The organism is Cupriavidus alkaliphilus (genome assembly GCF_900094595.1).
Classification (GTDB): Bacteria; Pseudomonadota; Gammaproteobacteria; order Burkholderiales; family Burkholderiaceae; genus Cupriavidus; species Cupriavidus alkaliphilus.
The window spans coordinates 205,684-230,346 of record NZ_FMAD01000007.1; the positions used below are offsets into that span (position 1 = coordinate 205,684).

A 24,663-nucleotide genomic window follows, 5' to 3' on the forward strand; every position below is an offset into this window, starting at 1 on the left:
GGTGTCCTGAGTTCGGTAATGCGGTGCGGGCGGCGCTCAGCCCAGCTCCTGCACCTTGCGCCCCGCCAGTGCGCTTTTGATCGAGCGGTCCATGCGGCGCGCCGCAAATTCGTCGGTACCGTGCGAGAGCTGCTCCACCGCGGCGCGGATGGCGAGATGGTCCTCGCCGGCGGCAATCTCGCGTACCGTTGCCATCAGCGCTTCCACCGCGGCGCGCTCCTCCGCGGACAGCAGGTCGCCGTCGGTTTCCAGCGCGCGCTGCGTGGCCTCGACCAGGCGGTCCGCTTCCACGCGTTCCTCGGCCAGGGCGCGGCTCTTCATGTCGTGCTCGGCCTCGCGGAAGCTGTCCTGCAGCATGCGCGCGATATCGTCGTCGGCCAGCCCGTACGACGGCTTGACCGTGACCGAGGCCTCTACGCCCGAATGCGTCTCGCGCGCGGTCACCGACAGCAGCCCGTCGGCATCGACCTGGTAGGTCACGCGGATGCGCGCCGCGCCCGCGACCATCGGCGGGATGCCGCGCAGCTCGAAGCGCGCCAGCGAACGGCAGTCGCTGGCCAGCTCGCGCTCGCCCTGCAGCACGTGGATCGCCATCGCAGTCTGGCCGTCCTTGAAGGTGGTGAACTCCTGCGCGCGCGCCACCGGGATGGTGCTGTTGCGCGGGATGATCTTCTCGACCAGGCCACCCATGGTCTCGACGCCCAGCGACAGCGGGATCACGTCGAGCAGCAGCCAGTCCTCTCCCGGTGCATGATTGCCTGCCAGCAGGTTGGCCTGCATCGCGGCACCCAGTGCCACCACGCGGTCCGGATCGAGGTTGGTGAGCGGGTTCTGGCCGAAGAAATCGCCAACGGCCTTGCGGATCGACGGCATGCGCGTGGCACCGCCGACCAGCACCACGCCCTTGACCTCGCCGGTGCTCACGCCGGCATCGCGCAGCGCCTTGCGCACCGGCGCCAGCGTCTTCTGCACCAGGTGGGCGGTGATCTGCTCGAAGGTCTCGTCGGTCAGCGTCAGGTGCACGATCTCGCCGGACTCCAGCACCGCGTCGATCACGGTGCTGTCCGCTTCCGACAGCGCTTCCTTGGCGGCGCGCGCGCGCACCATCAGCAGGCGCATGTCCTGCGCCGACAGCGGCTGCAGATTTGCCTGCTCGACGATCCAGCACAGCAGGCGCTGGTCGAAGTCATCGCCGCCCAACGCCGAATCGCCGCCGGTGGCCAGCACTTCGAACACGCCCTGGGTCAGCTTGAGCACCGAGATGTCGAAGGTACCGCCACCCAGGTCATACACGGCATAGATGCCTTCGGCGGCGTTGTCGAGGCCGTAGGCAATGGCCGCGGCGGTGGGCTCGTTGAGCAGGCGCAGCACTTCCAGGCCGGCCAGGCGCGCGGCGTCCTTGGTCGCCTGGCGCTGGGCCTCGTCGAAGTACGCCGGCACCGTGATGACGGCGCCGACCAGGTCATCGCCGAGGCTGTCTTCGGCGCGCTGGCGCAGCGTGGCCAGGATCTCGGCCGAGATCTCGACCGGGCTCTTCACGCCGGCCGCGGTCTTGATCTGCACCATGCCGGGCGCATCGACGAAGTCGTACGGGCTGTGCTCGATATTGGCGACGTCGCGCAGGCCGCGGCCCATGAAGCGCTTGACCGAGACGATGGTGTTCTTGGGGTCGCGCACCGCTTCTTCCTGGGCCCGGTAGCCGATGTGCGCGGTACGGTCAGGCAGGTAGCGCACGACCGACGGCAGCAGCGCGCGGCCGCGCTCGTCGGCCAGCACTTCGGGAATGCTGCTGCGCACCGCGGCCACCAGCGAGTTGGTGGTGCCGAGGTCGATGCCGACGGCGAGGCGGCGTTGGTGGGGCGCCGGCGACATGCCGGGTTCGGAAATCTGGAGCAGTGCCATGGTAATTCTTCGCTGTCTTGTACGGCAGGGGAAACCGCCATGCGGGGCGGCATGCGTGCGGTTTTCAGGCCGGGCGCCATTGTGTCATGGCCCCGGCGATCTTGCCGGTCAGTCTTCCAGCCGGTCGATGGCCTCGCTGGTATCGTGCTCGATCTTCTCGATAAACATCAGTTGCCGCACTGCGCCGCCGGCGGCGTCGTTGTCGCCGGCGTCGAGCAGCGCGCCCAGCGCCGCGTGGCGTTCGCGCTTTTCCTGGCGCAGCTCGCGCAGCAGCGCGTCAAGGCGGTCCACGTCGCGCGCTTCCGCCGCGTCCTGCAGCGCCTCGCGCCATTCCATCTGCTGCATCAGGAACGCGGGCGACATGGCGGTGTTGCTCTCCGCCTGCACGTCGATGCCGCGCAGCTTGAGCAGGTAGGTGGCGCGCCGCAGCGGCTGGCGCAGCGTGCGGTAGGCTTCGTTGGCATGCGCGGCCCACTGCATCGCCACGCGGCGCTCGGCATCGCCGGCCTTGGCAAAGCGGTCCGGATGCGCCTGCGACTGTACGGTGCGGTACGCCGCGTCCAGCGCGGCCTCGTCGACGCGGTACTGCACCGGCAGGCCGAACAGCGCAAAAAAATCGTCTTTCAACTGCTTCCCCAAGAAAAAAGAGCGGCCGCGCCGCCCTTCGTCCGTGCTGCCACCGCTACCGCGCGGGCTGGCTGGCCCACTCGGCCGGCGGCTCGTTGCGGTCGCACTTCAGGCAATTCACCCGCGCGCCGATCATGGCGGCGCGGCCCGCCTCGCTCTGCGTCCACGGCCGCGACTGCCAGGGCGGGTCGTGCCGCACATGCTGGCCATGGCCGCAGTCGAGTTCAGCCACCCAGTGGCCTTCCTCGTCCCGGCGGAAGCCGACGATGCTGCGCTCCACCGGACCTGCCCGCGCCAGCGTGCGTCAGACCGTGAACGACTCGCCGCAGCCGCACTCGTCCTTGACGTTGGGGTTGTTGAAGCGGAAGCCTTCGTTCAACCCTTCGCGCGCGTAGTCGAGTTCGGTGCCGTCGATATACGGCAGGCTCTTGGCATCGACGATGACCTTGATCCCGTGCGATTCGAACACGTTGTCTTCCGGCAGCAGTTCGTCGACGTATTCCAGCTTGTAGGCCAGGCCCGAGCAGCCGGTGGTCTTCACGCCCAGGCGCAGGCCCACGCCCTTGCCGCGGCGTTCCAGGTAGCGCGCCACATGCTTGGCGGCTTTCTCGGTCATGGTGATCATCGTTGCGTTCCTTCGTCGGTGCCGTACTCAGTGCGACAGGTCAGGCGGCCTTCTGCTCGGCGCCGTGCTTCTTCTTGTAGTCATCGACGGCGGCCTTGATCGCGTCTTCGGCCAGGATCGAGCAGTGGATCTTCACCGGCGGCAGCGCCAGTTCCTCGGCGATCTGGGTGTTCTTGATCTCCAGCGCCTGGTCCACGGTCTTGCCCTTGACCCACTCGGTCACCAGCGACGACGAAGCGATGGCCGAGCCGCAGCCGTAGGTCTTGAACTTGGCGTCTTCGATCACGCCAGCCTCGTTGACTTTGATCTGCAGCTTCATCACGTCGCCGCAGGCCGGTGCACCGACCATGCCGGTGCCGACCGCATCGTCGTTCTTGTCGAACGAACCGACATTGCGGGGGTTTTCATAGTGGTCGAGAACCTTCGTGCTGTATGACATTTGGCTTACCTCTTGCGTATCTTTTACGGGGGTCTTGCTGTTATTTTCGCGGGATCCTGCGGGTACCCAATGCGCTCAGTGCGCGGCCCACTGGATCGAGTTCAGGTCGACGCCGTCCTTGAACATTTCCCACAGCGGCGACAGGTCGCGCAGCTTGCCGATCTTGCTCTTGAGCAGCTCGACGGTGTAGTCGATTTCCTGCTCGGTGGTGAAGCGGCCGACCGTGAAGCGGATCGAGCTGTGCGCCAGCTCGTCGTTGCGGCCCAGCGCGCGCAGCACATACGACGGCTCCAGCGAGGCCGAGGTGCAGGCCGAGCCCGACGATACCGCCACGTCCTTGATCGCCATGATCAGCGACTCGCCTTCGACGAAGTTGAAGCTGACGTTCAGGTTGTGCGGCACGCGATGTTCCAGGTCACCGTTCAGGTAGACCTCTTCCATGTCCGACAGGCCGTTCCACAGGCGGTCGCGCAGCATGCGGATGCGCTCGTTCTCGGTCGCCATCTCTTCGCGGGCGATGCGGAAGGCTTCGCCCATGCCGACGATCTGGTGCGTGGCCAGCGTGCCCGAGCGCATGCCGCGCTCATGGCCGCCACCGTGCATCTGCGCCTCGATGCGCACGCGCGGCTTGCGGCGCACGTACAGCGCGCCGACGCCCTTGGGGCCGTAGGTCTTGTGGGCCGAGAACGACATCAGGTCGCACTTCAGCTTGTTCAGGTCGATCGCTACCTTGCCGGTCGCCTGCGCGGCGTCGCAATGGAAGATGATGCCCTTCTCGCGGCAGATCTCGCCGATCTGCTCGACGTCCTGGATCACGCCGATCTCGTTGTTGACCAGCATCACCGATACCAGGATGGTGTCCGGGCGCAGCGCCTGCCTGAACACGTCCATGTCGAGCAGGCCGTCGTCCTTCACGTCCAGGTACGTCACTTCAAAGCCCTGGCGCTCCAGCTCGCGCGTGGTGTCGAGCACGGCCTTGTGCTCGGTCTTCACGGTGATGATGTGCTTGCCCTTGCCCGAATAGAAGTTCGCGGCGCCCTTGATCGCCAGGTTGTCCGACTCGGTTGCCCCCGAGGTCCACACGATTTCACGCGGGTCGGCGCCGACCAGTGCGGCCACCTGCTCGCGCGCCTCTTCCACCGCGCGCTCCGCTTCCCAGCCGTACGCATGGCTGCGCGAGGCGGGATTGCCGAACTGCTCGCGCAGGTACGGAATCATCTTGTCCGCCACGCGCGGGTCCACCGGCGTGGTGGCCGAGTAATCCATGTAGATGGGGAAATGTGGGGTGCTCATCGTTATGACTGCCTTGTAAGGGACCGCTGATCGCTGTGTTGCTGTCTTGCCGGCGCGCTCAGGACTGCGCCAGGCTGAAAACTGAATTCACCATTCTGGCCCGGACCGGCTTTTCCTGCTTGTCGGCCTTGCCGCGCGCGGCGGCGGCGACCGGCTGCGCGGCGTCTTCGCGCATGTCGTGCAGCACGGCGGGCTGGCGCTCGCGCTGCTGGTCCACCAGGTTCTTGAGGGAAACCGAGTCGAGGTACTCGACCATCTTCTGGTTCAGCGTGGCCCACAGTTCGTGGGTCATGCACCGCCCCGAGCCGTCATCTCCGTTACAATTGCCCTTGCCACCGCACTGGGTGGCATCCAGGGGCTCGTCCACGGCGATGATGATGTCCGCCACGGTGACGTCCTCGGCCTTGCGCGCCAGGCTGTAGCCGCCGCCCGGGCCGCGCACGCTCTCGACGATCTCGTGCCGGCGCAGCTTGCCGAACAGCTGCTCCAGGTACGACAGCGAGATCTTCTGCCGCTGGCTAATGCCGGCGAGCGTGACCGGCCCCTGGTCCTGGCGCATGGCCAGGTCGATCATCGCAGTGACCGCGAAGCGGCCTTTGGTGGTCAGTCTCATGGTGCAGGGCTCTGGGGTGAAGCGTGGGGGTAAAGCTAATACTTGATCGTTTCCGTCAAGTATAAAGGTACCCGACTAATTCAGTCAACTACCCCTGCCGCACCGCACCACCCCGCCCTCAGGCCTGGCGCCCGCCTGCAGCCGCCTGCGCCGGTGCCACGCGCGGCGGTACCAGCAGCGACAGCGGGTGTTTCAGGATGCGCCGCCGCACGGCCGCGCTCAGCTCGGCGCGATCGATGCGCCGCAAATTGCGTGACCGCAGCGCCATATTGAACGCCAGCGCAAAGCTGACCGCCACATTCAGCATGCCCATCAGCGCGATGCCCGCCACCGCCAGCCACAGCGCCGGCATGCGCAGCGCGTCCCACCCCAGCACGCCGAGCGCCGCGCCCACCGACCCGGTCGAGAGCGTCACATGACGCACTTCCATATGCGGGCCGAAAAAGCTCAGGATCTCCGGCCCCAGCCCCAGCAGCAGGCCCAGCGACACGTTGGCGACGATGCCCGACAGGTTGCGCTTCCAGAAGTCCGCGACCCGGGTGGCGCCGTGCGCGCCCAGCACGTACTGCAGGCGGCGGTGGTAGGCCATCACGTCGTGCACGCGGTGCAGCGCGAACCAGTTGTCGGCCCAGCCCGCGAACAGGCTGGACAGCCACAGCAGCACGCCGGTGAAGGCAGCGTACAGCGGCGTCGGTCCCAGGATCGAGAAGGACTCGATGGTGGCGATCGCCTTGGCCGGCGTGATCAGGTTGGTACCCAGCAGCCTGTGCGCCAGCCACTGGATGCCCAGCGCCACCGGGAACACCACCGCCAGGTTGCCGGCAATGGCCGCCGCGTTGGAGCGGATCATGGCGACGGTGTCGTCGACGAAGATCTCGCGCCCTTCCGGCCGACCCGCGTTATCGAGCCGGTGCGCCAGCGCGGGCCCGGTCATGGCCGGCTGCTTGGTCGCCAGCGTGAAGTGCGCGAAGTGGATGGCCAGGAAGCTGCCGGCATAGTTGAGCGAGGCCAGCACGCCTTCGCTGAACTTGTCCAGGTGCAGCCCGTAGATCAGGAACTTCAGGTACACCGTGGCCACCGAGACCAGGCCGCCACCCGCCGCGGCGCGCACCAGCTCGGCGTATTCGCGGCGGTCGCGCGCGATGTAGTGCTCGCCGGTCTCGGCCGAGCGCTCCACCACCTTGCGCGCCAGTTGCGCGAACGAGGTGCCGGCCAGATGCGCAATGCTGCGCCGCGCCTGGGTCGAGCGGATCAGCTCGGCCACCAGGTGCGCCGGCATGCCGGGGCGGCCCGGCTCGACCCACGCCGCCAGCAGCAGTTCGATGCGGCCGAGCTGCACCTTCATGCGCTCGATCTGGAACACCACCTCGACCGACACGCCGTTTTCCTCCAGCTCTTCGTACACATGGCGGGCGGCGGCGTGGCAGCCATCGAGCAGCGCGCGGAAGTAGTTCAGGCGATGGCCGAAGCTGTGGTCGTCGCGGCGCAGGCCGTCCTCGCGCAAGGCCTGGATGGCCTCGTCCAGGCGGAAGAACGGGGTGTCCTCGACACGCCCCGCCAGCCGCGAGCGGATCGCCTGGCTCAGCCCGGTGGCGCGCACCTGGCTGACCAGCACCGCGATGCTGGTGGCCAGGGTCTGTCCCAGCGCTTCGCGATAGCGCGCCAGGCCCGCCGCCTCGCCATCGGCGCGGCCGGCCTCCAGCACACGTGCCAGCCGCGCCATCAGCGCATCGTCGATGGCCTCGACCCAGTCGGCATCTTCGTCGCCGACGAACACCAGCGCAAACAGCGCCGCCATGTCGCTGCGGTTCGGCGGCGGCGGCAAAAAGCGGCTCTGCAGCCGGCTCACCATCTCGCTGACGAAGCCGGGATGCTGCGCCACGCCGGTATCGCAGAACAGGCCGGTGGGGTCGTTCTCGCGCAGCAGGCTGCGCACCGTCAGCGCAAAGCGCGCGGCCCAGTCCGGATGCCGCTCCAGCACCTGCAGCAGGTAGCGCACGCGCACGAGTTCAGGGTGGCGGCGCGGCGCGCCGTCTTCCTGGCTGTCGGCATCGCTGCCGAGGCCGCCGTCGCGCCGGATCCAGAAGGCCAGCTCGATCAGCCAGCCGTTGCGCTCGGCCAGCGGCGCCTGCGGATCGGCCGCGGCCAGGATGGCGTCGAGCTGCAGGCTGGCATTGCGCGACTCGCGCCATTTGCGGAACAGTTTGCGAAGCATGGATTCTCGTCGGGATCGGGCCACCGGCCGCAGGCGCAGCGCGCCGCGGCGGGGCCGGGAAAGACTGGCTGGCGGACCGGCTCAGCCGGCCGGATGCTGCAGGCGCTGGCGCAGTTCGGCCACCAGGCCGTCGCAGGCATCTTCGATGTAGTCGAGCACGCGCTCGAAGCCATCGCCTTCGCCGTAATACGGGTCCGGCACCTCGTCGGCGTGGTGGCGGGTGGCGAAGCTCATCAGCAGCCGCACCTTGTCGCCAGCATCCGGGCGCAGCCGCAGCAGGCCGGCCAGGTTCTCGCGGTCCATCGCCAGGATCAGGTCGAAGCGGTCGAAGTCCGGCACGCCGACCTTGCGCGCGCGCAGCGCCGACAGGTCATAGCCGCGCCGCAACGCATGGCGCTGGGTGCGGGGATCGGGGGCGCGGCCGAGGTGGTACTCATGCGTGCCGGCCGAATCCAGCTCCACCAGCGCCGCCAGGCCGGCGGCATCGAGCTTGGCGCGCAGCACGCCCTCCGCCGTGGGGGAACGGCAGATATTCCCCATGCAACACATCAGGATGGCGTATGGCTTCATCGGATCAAGGCTTGGCAAGGTGGCATGGAGGCGCGATTCTACCTGCCGCCCTTTGCGCCGGCCCGGCTTGCCGCGGATCGCGACGGACCGCGACGCTAGGCGAGCTGCTTGGCCAGCCGCTCGCCGTGCGCAAACCCGGCTACCTGCGCGGCCTCGGCCGACTTGTAGTGGTCGGTGATGCGCGAGCTGTCGGTCAGCGTGCCGGCGGCCCGGATGTTGGTGCCGGGGCGGCACACGCGCACGGTGTACGACCATTCGCTCTGTGAACGCTGCCTGACCTGCACTTGCACTTCGTGGGTTTCATAGACCTTCTTTTTCCATTCGCCGATGTCGGTCATTGTGGTTTCTCCACGGGAAATGGGGGTGCCGCCGGCGCGCTAGCTGACCTCGCCCGCGTCGATCGCGCGCATCGCGCCCGCCTCCGCCAGGGCAATGGCGGCTTCGGGCGTGGGCGCGTCGCCGGCGATGGCCTCGAAGCTCGGGCCCATCGGTTCGCCAAAGGCGTCGGCGATGCGCATCTGCGCGGCAAAGCCGCCGGCGGCATTCGGGACCGCGGTGACCACTACCGCGTAGCCGCCGTATTCAAACTGGCGTTCCATCGTGCCTCCTTTGCAGCGGTCTGTTGCCCTGCCCTGCCGGCGCCGCCGAGGATTTCACTATAGGCGAAGCGCGCCGGGCGTTGCGGCGTATCAGGCAGGCGAGGCAGGCGGCAGCGCGCCCTCGCCGCTGGCGCCGAACACCTGCGCCTTGAGCTTGGCCAGCTGGTCGCGCACCTGCGCCGCCTGTTCGAACTCCAGGTTGCGCGCATGCTCGAGCATGAGCTTCTCCAGCCGCTTGATCTCCTTCGAGACCTGCTTCTCGCTCATCTCCTCGTAGCGTGCCTGCTCCTGCGCCGCCTGCAGCTCGGCCCGGGCGTCGCTGACGTTGTAGACGCCGTCGATGATGTCCTTGATGCGCTTGACCACGCCGCGCGGCGTGATGCCGTTGGCTTCGTTGAAGGCGATCTGCTTGGCGCGGCGGCGCTCGGTCTCGTCGATGGCCTTCTTCATCGAGTCGGTCATGCGGTCCGCGTACAGGATCGCGGTGCCGTTGACGTTGCGCGCGGCGCGGCCGATGGTCTGGATCAGCGAGCGCTCGGCGCGCAGGAAGCCCTCCTTGTCCGCGTCGAGGATCGCCACCAGCGACACCTCGGGAATATCCAGCCCCTCGCGCAGCAGGTTGATCCCCACCAGCACGTCGAAGGTGCCCAGGCGCAGGTCGCGGATGATCTCGACGCGCTCGACAGTATCGATATCCGAGTGCAGGTAGCGCACCTTGACGCCGTTCTCGGTCAGGAACTCGGTCAGCTGCTCGGCCATGCGCTTGGTCAGCGTGGTCACCAGCACGCGCTCGCCGGCGCCGACGCGGGCATGGATCTCCGACAGCAGGTCGTCCACCTGCGTGGTCGCGGGGCGCACCATGATGACCGGGTCGACCAGGCCGGTCGGCCGCACCACCTGCTCCACCACCTGGCCGGCGTGCTCCCGCTCGAACTGCGCCGGCGTGGCCGTGACGAACATCACCTGCCGCATCTTGCGCTCGAACTCGTCGAACTTGAGCGGCCGGTTGTCCAGCGCCGACGGCAGCCGGAAGCCATACTCCACCAGCGTGGTCTTGCGCGCGCGGTCGCCGTTGTACATGCCGTTGAGCTGGCCGATCAGCACGTGCGACTCGTCCAGGAACATCAGCGCGTCGGGCGGCAGGTAGTCGACCAGCGTCGGCGGCGGATCGCCGGGGCGCGCGCCGGACAGGTGCCGCGAATAGTTCTCGATGCCCTTGCAGAAGCCCAGCTCGGACAGCATCTCGAGGTCGAAGCGGGTGCGCTGCTCGAGCCGCTGCGCCTCCACCAGCCGGTTTTCCTTGTGGAAGAACTCCAGCCGCTCGCGCAGCTCGTCCTTGATCGCCTCGATCGCGCGCAGCACGGTCTCGCGCGGGGTCACGTAGTGGCTCGACGGGTAGACCGTGAAGCGCGGGATTTTCTGCCGCACCCGCCCCGTCAGCGGATCGAAGAAATGCAGCGACTCGACTTCGTCGTCGAACATCTCCAGCCGCACCGCCATCTCGGCGTGCTCGGCCGGGAAGATGTCGATGGTGTCGCCGCGCACGCGGAAGGTGCCGCGCTGGAAGTCGGTCTCGTTGCGGGTGTACTGCATCGCGATCAGGCGCGCGATCACGTCGCGCTGGCTGATCTTGTCGCCGGCCCGCAGCGTCAGGATCATCTGGTGGTATTCGGTCGGGTTGCCGATACCGTAGATCGCCGACACGGTCGCGACGATGATGGTGTCGCGGCGCTCCAGCAGGCTCTTGGTCGCCGACAGCCGCATCTGCTCGATATGCTCGTTGATCGACGAGTCCTTCTCGATAAACAGGTCGCGCTGCGGGACGTAGGCCTCGGGCTGGTAGTAGTCGTAGTAGCTGACGAAGTACTCGACGGCATTGCGCGGGAAGAACTCGCGGAATTCCGCGTAGAGCTGCGCCGCCAGCGTCTTGTTGGGCGCGAACACGATGGCCGGCCGCCCCATGCGGGCGATCACGTTGGCCATGGTGAAGGTCTTGCCCGAACCGGTAACGCCCAGCAGGGTCTGGAACGACAGGCCGTCCTCCACCCCCTCCACCAGTTGCCGGATTGCCTCGGGCTGGTCGCCGGCGGGCGGGAACGGCTGGTACAACTGGAACGGGGAGCCGGGAAATGTGACGAATTTGTCTTCGTCCAGGGCCGGCGCGGCTTCGGCAAGGTTCGTCATAGGGGCGTGACTAGGGAAATACCTGAGGAAAACGGGCGGATTACGCTAGAATCTTGGGGTTGTCAGCCCCCGCTTCAAGCCAAGAAGAGCGCGGCCGGGCCTGGCAGCCTCCAGCGCAGTACGGAGCATTCTACGCCTTCCGTTTTTCACATAGCCGACCACGAGATTCCAAATGAGTTTGTTTTCTGCCGTCGAGATGGCCCCGCGCGACCCGATCCTGGGCCTCAACGAAGCCTTCAATGCCGACACCCGCGCGACCAAGGTCAACCTGGGCGTTGGCGTGTACTTCACCGACGAAGGGAAAATCCCCCTGCTGCGCGCCGTCCAGGAGGCAGAAAAAGCCCGTCTGACCACCGCAACCCCGCGCGGCTACCTGCCGATCGAGGGCATCGCGGCCTATGACCAGGCGGTGCAGACGCTGCTGTTCGGCAAGGAATCGCCGCTGATCACGGAAGGCCGCGTGGTGACGGCCCAGGCACTTGGCGGCACCGGCGCGCTGAAGATCGGCGCCGACTTCCTGAAGCGCCTGTACCCGGACGCCAAGGTCGCCATCAGCGACCCGAGCTGGGAAAACCACCGCGCGCTGTTCGAATCGGCCGGCTTCCCGGTGGTCAACTACGCCTACTACGACGCCCCCAGCCATGGCCTGAACTTCGCCGGCATGGTGGAATCGCTGAAGTCGTTCCCGGCCAACACCATCGTCGTGCTGCACGCCTGCTGCCACAACCCGACCGGCGTCGACCTGTCGCCCGAGCAGTGGCAACAGGTGGTGGAACTGGTCAAGGAACGCAACCTGATCCCGTTCCTCGACATGGCCTACCAGGGCTTTGCCGACGGCATCGACGCCGATGGCGCCGCGGTGCGTTTGTTCGCGGACTCGGGCCTGCCGTTCTTCGTGTCGAGCTCGTTCTCGAAGAGCTTCTCGCTGTACGGCGAGCGCGTCGGCGCGCTGTCGATCGTCACCACCAGCAAGGAAGAAGCGCAGCGCGTGATGTCGCAGGTCAAGCGCGTGATCCGCACCAACTATTCCAACCCGCCGACCCACGGCGGCACCGTGGTCGCCACCGTGCTGAACAGCCCGGAACTGCGCGCCATGTGGGAAGAAGAACTGGCCGAAATGCGCGACCGCATCAAGCTGATGCGCCACGCGCTGGTCGACAAGCTGGCCGCCAAGGGCGTGCCGGGCGACTTCTCCTTCGTCAAGGCCCAGCGCGGCATGTTCTCGTACTCGGGCCTGACCTCGGCCCAGGTCGACCGCCTGCGCAACGAGCACGGCATCTATGCCGTCGGCACCGGCCGCATCTGCGTGGCGGCGCTGAACAGCCGCAACATCGATGCGGTGGTCGACGCGATCGCAGCGGTGATGTAACACCGCATCAGTTGCCGCGCCGCAACGGCCGGCAACTGGCGTGTGCATCACAATGCCATAGAAAAAAAGCGGCTTCGGCCGCTTTTTGCATTTGTTTGCGATGTTGTAGGACGTTGTCACGGAAAAATCAGGCCTATGCCTTATTGTGTTCCGCGCATACGGAAGTACTTTAAGGTATATGCTGCAAAGCAAGATCGTTAGCACGGTCGTTCGATTCAGGCATAATCGGCGCACACGATCCAAGGTGTATTGTCAGTACATTGTTACTTGGTGGTACGCATTCTTAGTAAGACCAGGCAGAAACGGCATGCTCTATCAACTGCATGAGTTCCAGCGCTCGATCCTGCACCCGCTGACCGCGTGGGCCCAGGCGACCGCCAAGACCTTCACCAACCCCCTCAGCCCAATGTCGCTGGTACCTGGCGCGCCCCGCCTGGCCGCCGGCTACGAACTGCTGTACCGGCTCGGCAAGGAATACGAAAAACCGGCGTTCGATATCAAGTCGGTGCGCTCCAACGGGCGCGACATCCCCATCGTCGAGCAGACCGTGCTGGAGAAGCCCTTCTGCAAGCTGCTGCGCTTCAAGCGCTATGCCGACGACCCCGAGACCATCAAGCTGCTCAAGGACGAACCCGTGGTGCTGGTGGCCGCGCCGCTGTCCGGCCACCATGCCACGCTGCTGCGCGACACCGTGCGCACGCTGCTGCAGGACCACAAGGTCTACGTCACCGACTGGATCGACGCGCGCATGGTGCCGGTCGAGGAAGGCGCCTTCCACCTGTCGGACTACATCTACTACATCCAGGAATTCATCCGCCATATCGGCGCCGAGAACCTGCACGTGATCTCGGTGTGCCAGCCCACGGTTCCGGTGCTGGCCGCGATTTCGCTGATGGCGTCCGCCGGCGAAAAGACGCCGCGCACCATGACCATGATGGGCGGCCCGATCGATGCCCGCAAAAGCCCGACCGCGGTCAACTCGCTGGCGACCAACAAGTCCTACGAGTGGTTCGAGAACAACGTCATCTACACCGTGCCGGCCAACTACCCTGGCCACGGCCGCCGGGTCTACCCGGGCTTCCTGCAGCATGCCGGCTTTGTCGCGATGAACCCGGACCGGCACCTGTCGTCGCACTATGACTACTACCTGAGCCTGGTCGAGGGCGATGCCGACGACGCCGAGGCGCACGTGCGCTTCTACGACGAATACAACGCGGTGCTCGACATGGCCGCCGAGTACTACCTCGACACCATCCGCGAGGTGTTCCAGGAATTCCGCCTGGCCAACGGCACCTGGGCCATCGACGGCAAGCCGGTGCGCCCGCAGGACATCAAGGCCACGGCGCTGATGACGATCGAGGGCGAGCTCGACGATATCTCCGGCGCGGGCCAGACCGCCGCCGCGCACGACCTGTGCGCCGGCATCCCGAAAAACCGCAAGCAGCACCTGAACGCGGAGCGTTGCGGCCACTACGGGATCTTCTCGGGCCGGCGCTGGCGCGAGGACATCTACCCGCAGCTGCGCGACTTTATCCGCAAGTATCACCAGGCCCCCGTGGCCGTGGCCAGCAAGTAAAAAACGCCCGCGCAAGCGGGCGTTTTCTTATGGCAGCGCTGCCGGCGGCTCAGGGCTTCTTCAGGTAGCTCAGCAGCATGTCCGTGTGCAGTTCGGCAAAGCGCTCGTGCTCCTGCTGCGACGCCACGTCGCGGCCGATCACGGCGCTGATGGTGTAGCGGTTCGACAGCACGTAGTACCCCAGCGCGGAAATCGTCAGGTAGAACTGCGGCACGTCGATATGGTCGCGGAACAGTCCCTGCTGCTGGCCGCGCCGGATCACGTCGGCGAGCACGTCGACCACCGGGTTGATCAGCTGCTGCAGCTGCGACGATTTCTTCAGGTGCCGCGCCTCGTGCAGGTTCTCGCTGTTGACCAGGCGGATAAACTCGGGGTGCTCGTAGTACCAGTCCCAGACGAAACGGGCCAGCGTGCGCACGCCCTCGACCGGATCTTCGTCGACCAGGTGCAGTTGCTCTTCGGCGGCGCGGAAGTTGGCGTATTGCTTCTCCAGCACCGCCAGGAACAGGCCCTCCTTGCTGCCGTAGTAGTAATACAGCATGCGCTCGTTGGTTTCCGCGCGCCGGGCAATCTGGTCGACGCGGGCGCCGGCCAGACCACCCTTGGCGAATTCCTCGGTGGCCGCAGCGAGGATGCGTCGGCGCGTCCCTTCCGGGTCGCGTTTGGTCTTGGGCTCTGTTGACATGAGGTGTGGTCGATCGTTGCGCGGATTATGGCACAGGCCGGAATGCGGCAATCCGGCCGCGCGACGCGCATCATCGCCGTTTCTGTCCGCCGGCGAAATCGGGGATAATCCTTGCGGCGCGAAAACCGCAGGGTCCGCAGAGACCCCGGTGCCGCAGGGGCCGCCAGCACATTGTCCGCCCCGGAAGGGCCGCCGTTATGTCGCCAACCGCTCACAGCATCGCGCAAATTTCGTGCTTTGCCCGTGGCCGCGCCGCGCTGGTGCCGCTGCTGGTGCGCCTTTTTGACCCCGCTCTTGTCCCCTGAATAGCTGTCCGTTGTCGTGAATCCCGCCGTCAAGTCCCTCGCCGACCGTCTCGAGGCGCTGCTGCCGCAGACCCAGTGCACCAAGTGCGGCTTCAATGGCTGCCGCCCTTACGCAGAAGCCATGGCCAGCGGCGCAGCCGCCTGCAACCGTTGTCCGCCCGGCGGCGCGCAGGGCATCGCGCGCCTGGCCGCGCTGCTCGGCACCGAACCGCTGCCGCTCGATCCGGAGCACGGCAGCGAGCAGCCGCGCGCGGTCGCCCGCATCGACGAGAGCCTGTGCATCGGCTGCACACTCTGCATCCAGGCCTGCCCGGTCGACGCCATCGCCGGCGCCGCCAAGCAGATGCATACCGTGATCCCCGAGTTGTGCACCGGCTGCGACCTGTGCGTGCCGCCCTGCCCGGTCGACTGCATCGACATGGTCCCTGTCACCGGCACCCGCACCGGCTGGGACGCGTGGTCGCAGGCGCAGGCCGATGCCGCGCAGGCGCGCTACCTGGCGCGCAATGCGCGGCTGGTGCGCGAGCGCGAGGAGAACGATGCGCGCCTGGCCGCTAAGGCCGCCGCCAAGCTTGCCGCGGTGCAGGCCGAAGCGCCCGAGAACGACGCCGAGCGCGCCGCGCAGGAACGCAAGCGCGCCATCATCCAGGCCGCGATCGAACGCGCGCGGCAGAAGCAGCAGGCGGCGCGGCCGCGCAATACCGACAACGTGTCGGCCGCGGTGCAGGCACAGATCGACGCCGCCGAAGCGCGGCGCGCGCGCGCCGGGCTGACGCCGCGGCAGGATGACCCCAATCCCGCCCAGGCCCCGGCCAACGACCCGAAAAAAGAATCATGAACGCTGCTAAGTGCCGTGCCATCTTCGAGACACTGCGCGAAGTCAATCCGGCGCCGACCACGGAACTGGAGTACAGCTCGCCGTTCGAACTGCTGATCGCCGTGCTGCTGTCGGCGCAGGCTACCGACGTGGGCGTGAACAAGGCCACGCGCCGGCTGTTCCCGGTCGCGCATACCCCGCGGCAGATGCTGGAGCTGGGCGAAGCCGGCCTGAGCGAATACATCAAGACCATCGGCCTGTACAAGACCAAGGCCAGGCATGTGATCGAGACCTGCCGCATCCTGGTCGAACGCCATGGCGGCAAGGTGCCGGCGGAGCGCGAGGCGCTGGAGGCGCTGCCGGGCGTGGGCCGCAAGACCGCCAACGTGGTGCTCAACACCGCGTTCGGACAGCCGACCATCGCGGTCGACACGCATATCTTCCGGGTCTCGAACCGCACCGGCCTGGCGCCTGGCAAGAACGTCGACATCGTCGAGCAGAAGCTGCTCAAGTGCGTGCCGCATGAATTCCTGCATGACGCCCATCACTGGCTGATCCTGCACGGCCGCTACGTGTGCAAGGCGCGCAAGCCGGAATGCTGGCACTGCGCGATCGAAACGCTGTGCGAATTCAGGGAGAAAACCCCCGCGCCGCAGCTGTAGCCGCGACCGGCGCTGGTACTGGTGCTGGCGCGTGCGCCAGCACCAGCGCCAGCTGCAGCGCGGTGCGCGCGACCACCTCGACCTCGGGGCTGTAGCCGTGGCGGATCCAGCGCACGGCAAGATGGACCACGCCGCCCGCCACGCCGGCCGTCAGCAACGGATCGCGCTCGCGTCCCGGCGGCAACAGTGCCTGCGCCAGCAGCCCGCCAAATTCATCCAGCGAATCGGCCAGCGCGCCGTCGACCAGCTTGCTGACGCCACGGATTTCCACCAGGAACACCCGCGCCGAGCGCGGTTCGCGCTGCAGCGCGCCGAAATAGGCGCGCAGCATTGCCAGCGCCTGTTGCGCGCCGTCGTGGCCGGCCGCCTCGCCCGCCTGCACCAGGATGTGCAGCAGGCGCTGGGTTACCGTTTGAAACGATGCCAGCAGCAAGGCCTCGCTGTTGGCGAATGACTCGTAGAAATAGCGCTCGGTCAGGCCCGCGGCCTCGCACACGGCCTTGACGGTGGCGTTCTGGTAACCGCGCTCGCCGTAGACCTGCACGGCCGCGGCGATCAGTTGCGCGCGGCGCTGGGCACGGCGCTCTTCGGCTTCCGCGCCGCGATAGCGGCGCGCGGGAGTCAGCTCGGGGGTCATGTGCGCCATTATGGCATTCCCTATGACCACAAAACGCGCGGAAAACTTGCCGGATCGCTTCTGACAATCTATGTTGTCAGAAACGTCACTCGTCCGGATGCCTTCCCATGCGCGATGCCAGTTCCGATGACGCAGTTCTCGATGTCCTGATCGTGGGCGCCGGCCTGTCCGGCATCGGTGCGGCGCGCCAGCTGCAGAGGCGCTGTCCCCGCAAGCGCTACGCCATCCTCGAGGCGCGCGACGCCATCGGCGGCACCTGGGACCTGTTCCGCTACCCCGGCATCCGCTCGGACTCTGACATGTACACGCTGGGCTATCGCTTCAAGCCCTGGCGCGGCGCCAAGGCCATCGCCGACGGCCCGTCGATCCGCGCCTATATCCGCGAGACCGCCGCGGAAGCCGGCATCATGCGCCAGATCCGCTTCGGCCACCGCGTGGTCAGCGCGGCTTGGGATAGCGCCGACGCATGCTGGACCGTCGAAGCCGAACGCCGCACTGATCGCAGCCGGGTGCGGCTGCGCGCGCGCCTGCTCTATGTCTGCGCCGGCTATTACAGCTATGCCGAGGCCCACCGTCCCGCGTTCGACGGCGAGCACCGTTTTCGCGGCCGCATCGTGCATCCGCAGTTCTGGGACGAGTCGCTGGACTACGCCGGCAAGCGCGTGGTGGTGATCGGCAGCGGTGCCACCGCGGTCACGCTGGTGCCGGCGATGGCCGCCAGCGCGGCGCACGTGACCATGCTGCAGCGCTCGCCCACCTATATCGTGTCGCGCCCGGGCGAGGACGCCATTGCGCGCACCCTGCGGCGCGTGCTGCCGGAGCGGCTGGCCTACACCGCCACACGCTGGAAGAACGTGCTGCTTGGCATGGCCTTCTTCCAGCTGGCACGGCGCCGGCCGGAACGCGTCAAGACGCGCCTGGTCGGCATGGCGGCGGCGCAGCTGCCGCCGGGCTTCGACGTGGCGACGCATTTCACGCCGCGCTACAAGCCCTGGGACCAGCGCCTGTGCCTGGTGCCCGACGGCGACCTGTTCCGTGCCCTGCGCGAGGGCCGCGCCTCGGTGGTGACCGACACCATCAAGCGCTTCACCGAAAACGGCATCGAGCTGGCCGGGGGCCAGTCGCTGGACGCGGATATCGTGGTGACGGCAACCGGGCTGAAGCTGAACATGCTGGGCGACATTGCGCTCACCGTCGACGGCGAGCCGCGCCGCCCCGCCGAATGCCTGGCCTACAAGGGCATGATGCTCAGCGACGTGCCCAACCTGGTGCTGGCGTTCGGCTACACCAATGCCTCGTGGACGCTCAAGGCCGACCTGACGGCCGAGTACGTCTGCCGCCTGCTGCGCCACATGGACCGCCATGGCCACCGCATCGCGGTGCCGCGCGCGCCCGCCGCGGTGCAGCCCACGCCGTTCCTCGACTTCACCTCGGGCTATGTGCAGCGTGCCGCCGGCGTGCTGCCGCGCCAGGGCGACCGCAAGCCGTGGCGCGTGCACCAGAACTACTTCAGAGACCTGCTGACGATCCGGCACGGGCGCATCGCCGATGGCGTGCTGCAGTTCGGCGCGCCGCCGGCGCTGCGCGAGCCGCGCAACGCGCAGGAGGCAACGGGCGCCAACACGGTCGCAGCCGTCGCCGCCGGCGAGGTACAGCCATGACCTTCGCGCTTATCGCCGTGGCCGTGGTGCTGGCGCTGCTCCTGCTGTCCGGCGCGGCGCTATGGCTGTACACGTGGCGCACCGTCCGGCGTATCGAAGCCGCGATGCCGCCGCCCGGCCGCTTTATCGACGTGCCCGGCGCGCGGCTGCATGTGGTGGAGCGCGGGCAAGGCCCCGCGCTGCTGCTGGTACATGGCCTGTCGGGCCAGCTCGAAAACTTCGGCTACGGCATGATCGCGCCGCTGGCCGAGAGCTTCCGTGTCATCGCGGTCGACCGCCCCGGCGCGGGCCATTCCACGCGCACGCCCGGCAGCGCCGCCGACCTGCCCGCGCAGGCCGACGCGCTCGCCGCACTGTGCGACCGGCTGGGCCTGGAACGGCCGCTGGTGGTGGGCCATTCGCTGGGCGGCGCCATTGCGCTGGCGCTGGCAGTGCGCCATCCGGAACGCGTCGGCGGCCTGGCGCTGATCGCGCCGCTGACGCATCCGCCCAGGGAGATCTCGCCGGTGTTCAGGGCCATGACCGTGCCGCGCGCGTGGCAGCGCCGGCTGCTGGCCTGGACCCTGGTGGTGCCGATGTCGATCCGTCATCGCGCCGAGGTCATGGACATCGTGTTCGGCCCCGACCCGGTGCCGGACGACTTCCCGACCCGCGGCGGCGGCCTGCTGGCCTTGCGCCCGCGCCACTTCCTGGCGGCGTCGGAGGACCTGATCGGCGCCGCGCAGAGCCTGCCGGCGCTGCTGCGCGACTACGGCTCGCTGCGCGTGCCGGTCAGCGTGCTGTACGGCCGCGACGACCGCATCCTCGACTTCGCCGAGCATGGCGAAGCGCTGGTGGCCAGGGTGCCCGGCGCCTCGCTGACCCTGGTCAGCGGCGGGCATATGCTGCCGGTGACCGCCATCGCCACCAGCGTCGATTTCGTGCGCGCCGCCGCCGCGCGAATGCAGGTGTCCGGGCCGAGGCCGGCACAGGCCGCTTGATCCAAGGAGACCGCCCATGGCCACCACGACCGGTTCCAATCCCTACAAGCAGGATCTCTTCGCCGCGTTCCGCGCCGTGCGCAAGCTGATGGCGGACGGCAACGACACCGAGCAGGTATTCCGCATCATGCGCGCGCTCAACGGCCCGTCGATGCCGCGCAACTTCAGCCGCCTGCTGGCCACGCACGACGGCCGCCGCATGGTCTACCAGCGCATCGAACTGGCCGAGCGCCTGTCCGATCCCGCTTACGTGGCCGCCTTCGCGCCGGGCACGGTCGGCGCCGCCTATCGCGCATTCCTCGAACAGACCGGATACAGCGCGGACGGACTGGCCAGGGTGTCGAACCTCGACCAGGAACCGTTGCTCGAGGACGCCTACTTGTGGTTCGGCCGGCGCACGCGCGACATCCACGATATCTGGCATGTGCTCACCGGCTACCGCGCCGACGAAAGCCTGGGCGAAGCCGCGCTGGTGGCGTTCAGCTATGCGCAGACCGGCGGCAGGGGCTGGGCCTTCATCGCCATCGCGGCGTCGCTGAAGAGCCTGCGCGTGAGCGGCAGCCTGGCCTTTGCGCGCGCCGTGCTGGAAGGCTACCGGCTGGGCCGCCGCGCCGGCTGGCTGCTGGGCGAGGATTACGAGAAGCTGCTGCACGAACCGATCGACGCGGCGCGCGCGCGGCTCGGGATCGGCGAACCGCGCCGCTACCTGGCCTGCAATCCGATGCAGCAATGGACGGCCTGATCGCACGCCTGGCAAACCGCGATAAAAAAAGCGACCACGCGGGTCGCTTTTTTGCTTGCCGGTGCCGGGCGTGCTCAGACGATGCGGCAGGCTTCGTCGAACGACAGGCGCGGGCCGCGCGGGTACAGCTTGTCGGCCACGCCATAGCCCAGGTTGCACAGGAAGTTGACCTGCCACTTGCCATCCGGAAAGAACGCCGCGTTGACCTTGTCGGCGTCGAAGCCGCCCATCGGGCCGCAGTCCAGGCCCAGCGCGCGCGCCGCCAGGATGAAGTAGCCGCCCTGCAGCGAGCTGTTCATCAGCGCGTCGCGCGCGATCTTTGCGTCGTTGCCGGCGTACCAGGAGCGCGCGTCGGCGTGCGGAAACAGCTTGGGCAGCTGGTCGTGGAAGGCGGTGTCGAAGGCGATGATCGCGGTCACCGGCGCCGAGCGCGTCTTGTCGACGTTGCCGGCCGACACGCAGTCCACCAGGCGCGCCTTCTCGGCGGCGCTCTTGACGAACACGATGCGCGCCGGGCTGCTGTTGGCAGCGGTCGGGCCGAACTTCATCGCTTCATAGATCTGGTGCAGCACGGCGTCGTCCACATGGCGGTCCTGCCACACGTTGTGCGTGCGGGCCTCGGTGAACAGTTGTGCCAGCGCGGCGTGGTCGATCTGGGACATGCGCGTCCTTTCTGTACGGGAGGTGAGAGAAGGCGCGATTGTACCCAAGCGCTGGCGCGCCTCGCGACAGCGCCTTTGAGCAACCCGTTCAATTCCCTTGCACGTCCGCCTGCGCCGGCGCCGGCGCGCTGCCGCGGCGGGTCAGCCACAGCACCCCCGCCAGAATCAGGCCGCCGCCCAGCGCCTGCGCCGCGCCGATCTGCTCGCCCAGCAGCAAGGCCGCCAGCACCACGGTGACCACCGGCTCCAGCGTCGACAGCATCGACGCCTGCGCCGCGCCCAGGCGCTGCAGCCCGGCAAAGAAGGTCAGGATCGCCAGCACGGTAGACAGCAACGCGATCCCCGCGAGTGCCAGCCAGCCGCCGGCATCGGCCGGGAACTGCGGCGGCGTGCCGGCGCCGGCGCGCAGCATGCCGACCACGCCGTAGACCAGCGCCGCCGCGGTGCAGATCACGGTGGTGGTGGCGATCGGATTGACGCCCGCGGTCAGGCGCGCGCCGACGATGATGTAGACGGAATAGATCACCGCCGCCGCCAGCCCCAGCGCAATCCCCAGCGGCGAGCCCGCGCCGCCCCCGACCGTCAGCCCGGCCCCGACCGAGCACAGCACCAGTGCCACCACCGCGGCAGTGGTCAGCCGCTCTTTCAGGAAGATGGCCGCGAGGATGGTCACGAACAGCGGGTACAGGTACAGCAGCAGCGCCACCAGGCTGGCCTGTGCGTGGTTGAGCGCGCTGAAGAAGCAGAACGACTGGCCGACATAGCCGATGCCCCCCATCGCCGCCAGGGCCAGCACGCGGCGCCACCGCGGCAGCGCGATGCCGCGCGTGCGCATCACCCACGCCAGCGCCGCCGCGGCCAGCAGGAAGCGCACCAGCAGCAGCCCGTACACGTCCGCGCCGGCGGCGTAGGCAAAACGGGCGAAGATGGCCATGGCGCCGAAGGCGCTGGCCGAGACCGCGATCAGCAGCACGCCGGCCAGCTTGTCGCGGGCAGCGGTCGGGGCGGTGGGGGCGGAAGCGCTCATCGGGCGGGCAGAGAGTCGGCGATCCCGCATTCTACTTGGCGCCATCGCCACGGTCGGGCCGCCGGCAAGGCTTGCCCCCGTCGTCTACAATGGCGCCACCATGTTCAATCCCTCACGAGAAGAAGTCCGCCGGTTCTTCTGCGATGCCTGGCAGAAGCAGATCGCAGGCGGCGTGCTGACCCCGCTGGAAGCCATCGCCGTCGACTGGATCGGCGAGCACCCCGAGTACCACGCGCTGCTGCGCGACACCGAAGGCGCGCTGGCGCAGGACTACACGCCCGAGCAAGGCCAGACCAATCCCTTCCTGCACCTGGCGATGCACCTGTCGATTTCGGAGCAGGTCTCGGTCGACCAGCCGCGCGGCATCCGCCAGGCCTACGAGGCGCTGGCGCGCCGGCTCGATTCCCCGCACGAAGCCCAGCACCAGGTGATGGAATGCCTGGGCGAGATGCTGTGGCAGGCCCAGCGCAGCGGCCAGCCGCCGGACGGCGACCACTACGTCGATTGCGTCAAGCGCCGCGCCAACCGCTGACCGCCGCCCGCAGGTACGCGCAAAAAGTGCAGCGTACAATTCCTCACAATCCTTTTGGGCGTGCGTGGTAGGCTTTGGGCTCCGAGTTTTCCCCTAGTTGCGTTGCCATCACCCGGCAACGTCGCTCATCTTCATGCCCCGTAATGCCCTTTTCCCGCGGCAGCGCCTGGCGCCAGCCAGCCGTGCCGTCGCCCCGCTCTGCCTGTCGCTGATGCTTGCCTGGCCGCTGGCCGGCCATGCCGGCGTGGCGCTGCTGCAGCCGCCACGCGTGATCGACGGCAACCAGCCGCTGACGCTGACCCTGGTGGTGTCGGCCGACAACACCACGCGCCGCTACCGTATTCCCGACACACTGGAAGTGACCGCCTCAGGCGACCTGCTGGCACCGGTGCGGCTGGTGCTGTGGCGCGAGGTCTCCGGCCCCGCCGTGGTCAACCTGCGCCGCGGCGAGCATCGCGCCATCCGCTACACGGTGGCGCTGCCGCCGGTGCTGCGCGGCCACGTGCGGCTGGATGCCACCGGCATCGACGCCGCTCCGGTGCTGGTCACGCTGAACCGGCTGCCCCAGCCGGGCGAGACGGCCACGTCGACGCCGCCGGTGGCCAGCCAGGCGCCGGCCACAGTGGACAGCGCTGAATCCGCCGACAGCGCCCCCGTCCCGGTGACGGGGATCACCACGGCCGAGGCCACGGCGCCCGCCCCGGCCGACCTGCGCGACAGCGCCCGGCTGTCGTTCCACGACCCGATGTACTTCCTGGCCGGCGCGCACGGTGGCGCCAACGCCAAGTTCCAGTTCAGCTTCAAGTACCGCATCTTCGAGGGCGAGGACCCTGCCTCGAAGCGCCTGTTCGACAACCTCTATTTCAGCTACACCCAGTTCTCGCTGTGGGACCTGAGCGAGGATTCGGCGCCGTTCCGCGACACCAACTACCGGCCCAGCCTGTTCTACTACCTGTCGGATACCGGGGTGCGCAACAGCGTGATCAGCCGGATGTCGCTGGCCACCGGCCTGGAGCATGAGTCCAACGGCCGCAATGGCGTGGAGTCGCGCAGCATCAACACGGTGTTCGTCAAGCCGACCTTCTATTTTGGCGACCAGAACGACTGGCACTGGCGCGTCGCGCCCAAGCTCTACGCCTATGTGGAAAAGGCCGACAACCCGGACATCGCCCACTACCGCGGCTTCATGGACCTGGGCATCGCCTATGGGCGGCCGGACTCATGGGAGCTTTCGGCAACGCTGCGCAAGGGCACGCGCAAGTGGTACGGCAGCGTCGACGCGCAGCTGACCTACCCGATGGCGCGGCTGATCCCCGGCACGGCCGGGTACCTGATGGCGGGATATTTCGTCGGCTATGGCGAGAGCCTGCTCGACTACAACCACAAGCTGCCCTGGCAGTTCCGCATCGGCTACGCGCTGACGCGCTGACGCGCTGATGCACTGATGCGCTGATGCGCTGAAGCCGGGCGGCTAGCCGGCCAGCGGCTTGCCGCTGGCCTTCAGGCGCGCATTGGCCACGGCCGCGGCGAACTGCCCGTGTCCGTGCCAGCCGGTGGCCCGGCCCAGCTTCTTGCCGTTCTGGAAGAACATGAACACCGGGATGCCGTGCAGGCCGAAGCGCCGCCCCAGTTCCGGGTGCGCATAGACGTTGGCGTGCAGCCAGTGCAGATCCAGCGCGCGCACCGGCCCGGGGTTGGCCAGCATCGCCTTCTTCGCCATTTCGCAGTTGAAGCAGTCGACGCCCCAGAAGAACACGCACACCAGCGCGTCGCCGGCCGCGGCGATGGCGCCGTCGATGGTGGCCGCGTCGACCTCGCGCATGGCAAAGGCGTCAAAGGCGCGGTGGTCCAGATGCGGGGCCGCGGACGGATCCGGCGCGCCGGCTTGCGGTTCGGTGCTCATGATTCGCTCCTGATGCGGTTCGCCCCGGCTGAGGCTCG

Annotated in this window: 26 protein-coding genes; 9 read left to right on the forward strand and 17 right to left on the reverse strand. The window is 67.9% G+C overall.

All coding sequences use genetic code 11. From position 1 onward, the window contains the following. Positions 1 to 36 precede the first annotated feature (36 nt). The 12 genes from hscA to uvrB all read right to left on the reverse strand — a co-directional run bounded on the left by hscA (position 37) and on the right by uvrB (position 11,067). Positions 37 to 1,902, reverse strand: a complete 1,866-nt coding sequence (gene hscA / locus GA0116996_RS16650) for a Fe-S protein assembly chaperone HscA (RefSeq protein ID WP_092313871.1) — start codon at positions 1,900 to 1,902, stop codon at positions 37 to 39. A gap of 108 nt (positions 1,903 to 2,010) precedes the next feature. Continuing rightward, a complete protein-coding gene (hscB, locus tag GA0116996_RS16655) occupies positions 2,011 to 2,529 on the reverse strand; it encodes a Fe-S protein assembly co-chaperone HscB (protein WP_092313873.1) in 519 nt (172 codons plus the stop codon). 55 nt (positions 2,530 to 2,584) lie between these two features. Next, positions 2,585 to 2,809: a DUF3565 domain-containing protein gene (locus tag GA0116996_RS16660; protein ID WP_092313875.1), complete on the reverse strand. Its 225-nt coding sequence runs from the start codon at positions 2,807 to 2,809 to the stop codon at positions 2,585 to 2,587. 24 nt (positions 2,810 to 2,833) lie between these two features. Next, positions 2,834 to 3,154, reverse strand: coding sequence for an iron-sulfur cluster assembly protein IscA (iscA, locus tag GA0116996_RS16665; RefSeq protein ID WP_012352433.1), 321 nt, complete (start codon positions 3,152 to 3,154; stop codon positions 2,834 to 2,836). A gap of 40 nt (positions 3,155 to 3,194) precedes the next feature. After that, positions 3,195 to 3,593: a Fe-S cluster assembly scaffold IscU gene (gene iscU / locus GA0116996_RS16670; protein WP_092313877.1), complete on the reverse strand. Its 399-nt coding sequence runs from the start codon at positions 3,591 to 3,593 to the stop codon at positions 3,195 to 3,197. A gap of 75 nt (positions 3,594 to 3,668) precedes the next feature. Next, positions 3,669 to 4,892, reverse strand: coding sequence for an IscS subfamily cysteine desulfurase (locus GA0116996_RS16675; RefSeq protein ID WP_279327337.1), 1,224 nt, complete (start codon positions 4,890 to 4,892; stop codon positions 3,669 to 3,671). A gap of 52 nt (positions 4,893 to 4,944) precedes the next feature. After that, positions 4,945 to 5,499, reverse strand: a complete 555-nt coding sequence (gene iscR / locus GA0116996_RS16680; RefSeq protein WP_011614910.1) for a Fe-S cluster assembly transcriptional regulator IscR — start codon at positions 5,497 to 5,499, stop codon at positions 4,945 to 4,947. Between the two features lie 118 nt (positions 5,500 to 5,617). Then, on the reverse strand, positions 5,618 to 7,714 hold the full coding sequence (locus tag GA0116996_RS16685) for a site-specific recombinase (protein ID WP_092313881.1): 2,097 nt from the start codon (positions 7,712 to 7,714) through the stop codon (positions 5,618 to 5,620). Positions 7,715 to 7,795: 81 nt separating this feature from the next. Then, positions 7,796 to 8,284 (reverse strand): low molecular weight protein-tyrosine-phosphatase, encoded by a 489-nt coding sequence (locus GA0116996_RS16690; RefSeq protein ID WP_092313883.1) that lies wholly within the window; start codon positions 8,282 to 8,284, stop codon positions 7,796 to 7,798. A gap of 95 nt (positions 8,285 to 8,379) precedes the next feature. Continuing rightward, positions 8,380 to 8,622 carry a hypothetical protein gene (locus tag GA0116996_RS16695; protein WP_062797958.1) on the reverse strand — a complete coding sequence of 81 codons (243 nt, stop codon included), beginning with the start codon at positions 8,620 to 8,622 and terminating at the stop codon, positions 8,380 to 8,382. 39 nt (positions 8,623 to 8,661) lie between these two features. Beyond that, positions 8,662 to 8,883, reverse strand: coding sequence for a hypothetical protein (locus GA0116996_RS16700; RefSeq protein WP_092313885.1), 222 nt, complete (start codon positions 8,881 to 8,883; stop codon positions 8,662 to 8,664). 90 nt (positions 8,884 to 8,973) lie between these two features. Then, positions 8,974 to 11,067, reverse strand: a complete 2,094-nt coding sequence (gene uvrB, locus GA0116996_RS16705; protein ID WP_092313887.1) for an excinuclease ABC subunit UvrB — start codon at positions 11,065 to 11,067, stop codon at positions 8,974 to 8,976. 172 nt (positions 11,068 to 11,239) lie between these two features. On the opposite strand from uvrB, the gene GA0116996_RS16710 reads away from it, so the two are divergent. Both GA0116996_RS16710 and GA0116996_RS16715 read left to right on the forward strand, forming a co-directional pair. Next, positions 11,240 to 12,436, forward strand: a complete 1,197-nt coding sequence (locus tag GA0116996_RS16710) for an amino acid aminotransferase (protein ID WP_092313889.1) — start codon at positions 11,240 to 11,242, stop codon at positions 12,434 to 12,436. Positions 12,437 to 12,743: 307 nt separating this feature from the next. Next, positions 12,744 to 14,012: a polyhydroxyalkanoate depolymerase gene (locus GA0116996_RS16715; protein ID WP_092313891.1), complete on the forward strand. Its 1,269-nt coding sequence runs from the start codon at positions 12,744 to 12,746 to the stop codon at positions 14,010 to 14,012. A 49-nt stretch (positions 14,013 to 14,061) separates the two neighbouring features. Here GA0116996_RS16715 and GA0116996_RS16720 read toward each other — a convergent pair whose 3' ends face one another. Continuing rightward, the gene (locus GA0116996_RS16720; RefSeq protein WP_092313893.1) at positions 14,062 to 14,697 is read right to left on the reverse strand and encodes a TetR/AcrR family transcriptional regulator; all 636 of its coding nucleotides are present in this window, start codon (positions 14,695 to 14,697) and stop codon (positions 14,062 to 14,064) included. A 321-nt stretch (positions 14,698 to 15,018) separates the two neighbouring features. Between GA0116996_RS16720 and rsxB the strand changes: the two genes are divergently transcribed. Next, positions 15,019 to 15,840, forward strand: coding sequence for an electron transport complex subunit RsxB (rsxB, locus tag GA0116996_RS16725; protein ID WP_092313895.1), 822 nt, complete (start codon positions 15,019 to 15,021; stop codon positions 15,838 to 15,840). Beyond that, positions 15,837 to 16,481, forward strand: coding sequence for an endonuclease III (nth, locus tag GA0116996_RS16730; RefSeq protein WP_092313897.1), 645 nt, complete (start codon positions 15,837 to 15,839; stop codon positions 16,479 to 16,481). Before rsxB ends, nth begins: the two co-directional genes overlap by 4 nt. Here the strand turns inward: nth and GA0116996_RS16735 are convergent. Beyond that, positions 16,450 to 17,127 (reverse strand): TetR/AcrR family transcriptional regulator, encoded by a 678-nt coding sequence (locus GA0116996_RS16735; protein ID WP_092313899.1) that lies wholly within the window; start codon positions 17,125 to 17,127, stop codon positions 16,450 to 16,452. The genes nth and GA0116996_RS16735 overlap by 32 nt on opposite strands. Positions 17,128 to 17,225: 98 nt before the next feature. Here GA0116996_RS16735 and GA0116996_RS16740 point away from each other — a divergent pair, with 98 nt between their 5' ends. The 3 genes from GA0116996_RS16740 to GA0116996_RS16750 are packed head-to-tail and all read left to right on the forward strand — an operon-like array spanning position 17,226 to position 20,501. After that, positions 17,226 to 18,779, forward strand: coding sequence for a flavin-containing monooxygenase (locus tag GA0116996_RS16740; RefSeq protein ID WP_092313901.1), 1,554 nt, complete (start codon positions 17,226 to 17,228; stop codon positions 18,777 to 18,779). Next, entirely contained in the window at positions 18,776 to 19,759 is a 984-nt protein-coding gene (locus tag GA0116996_RS16745; RefSeq protein WP_092313903.1) for an alpha/beta fold hydrolase, read from the forward strand. Before GA0116996_RS16740 ends, GA0116996_RS16745 begins: the two co-directional genes overlap by 4 nt. 16 nt (positions 19,760 to 19,775) lie before the next feature. After that, entirely contained in the window at positions 19,776 to 20,501 is a 726-nt protein-coding gene (locus GA0116996_RS16750) for a Coq4 family protein (RefSeq protein WP_092313905.1), read from the forward strand. 74 nt (positions 20,502 to 20,575) lie between these two features. Here GA0116996_RS16750 and GA0116996_RS16755 read toward each other — a convergent pair whose 3' ends face one another. Together GA0116996_RS16755 and GA0116996_RS16760 are read right to left on the reverse strand one after the other, a co-directional pair. Next, entirely contained in the window at positions 20,576 to 21,163 is a 588-nt protein-coding gene (locus tag GA0116996_RS16755; RefSeq protein WP_092313907.1) for a malonic semialdehyde reductase, read from the reverse strand. Positions 21,164 to 21,251: 88 nt separating this feature from the next. Continuing rightward, positions 21,252 to 22,190, reverse strand: a complete 939-nt coding sequence (locus GA0116996_RS16760; RefSeq protein ID WP_092313909.1) for a DMT family transporter — start codon at positions 22,188 to 22,190, stop codon at positions 21,252 to 21,254. A 100-nt stretch (positions 22,191 to 22,290) separates the two neighbouring features. On the opposite strand from GA0116996_RS16760, the gene GA0116996_RS16765 reads away from it, so the two are divergent. Together GA0116996_RS16765 and GA0116996_RS16770 are read left to right on the forward strand one after the other, a co-directional pair. After that, entirely contained in the window at positions 22,291 to 22,722 is a 432-nt protein-coding gene (locus GA0116996_RS16765; RefSeq protein ID WP_092313911.1) for a DUF1841 family protein, read from the forward strand. 133 nt (positions 22,723 to 22,855) lie between these two features. Next, positions 22,856 to 24,151 (forward strand): phospholipase A, encoded by a 1,296-nt coding sequence (locus GA0116996_RS16770; RefSeq protein WP_092313913.1) that lies wholly within the window; start codon positions 22,856 to 22,858, stop codon positions 24,149 to 24,151. 42 nt (positions 24,152 to 24,193) lie between these two features. On the opposite strand, the gene GA0116996_RS16775 is transcribed toward GA0116996_RS16770, so the two are convergent. Next, on the reverse strand, positions 24,194 to 24,625 hold the full coding sequence (locus GA0116996_RS16775; RefSeq protein WP_092313915.1) for a thioredoxin family protein: 432 nt from the start codon (positions 24,623 to 24,625) through the stop codon (positions 24,194 to 24,196). Positions 24,626 to 24,663 lie beyond the last annotated feature (38 nt).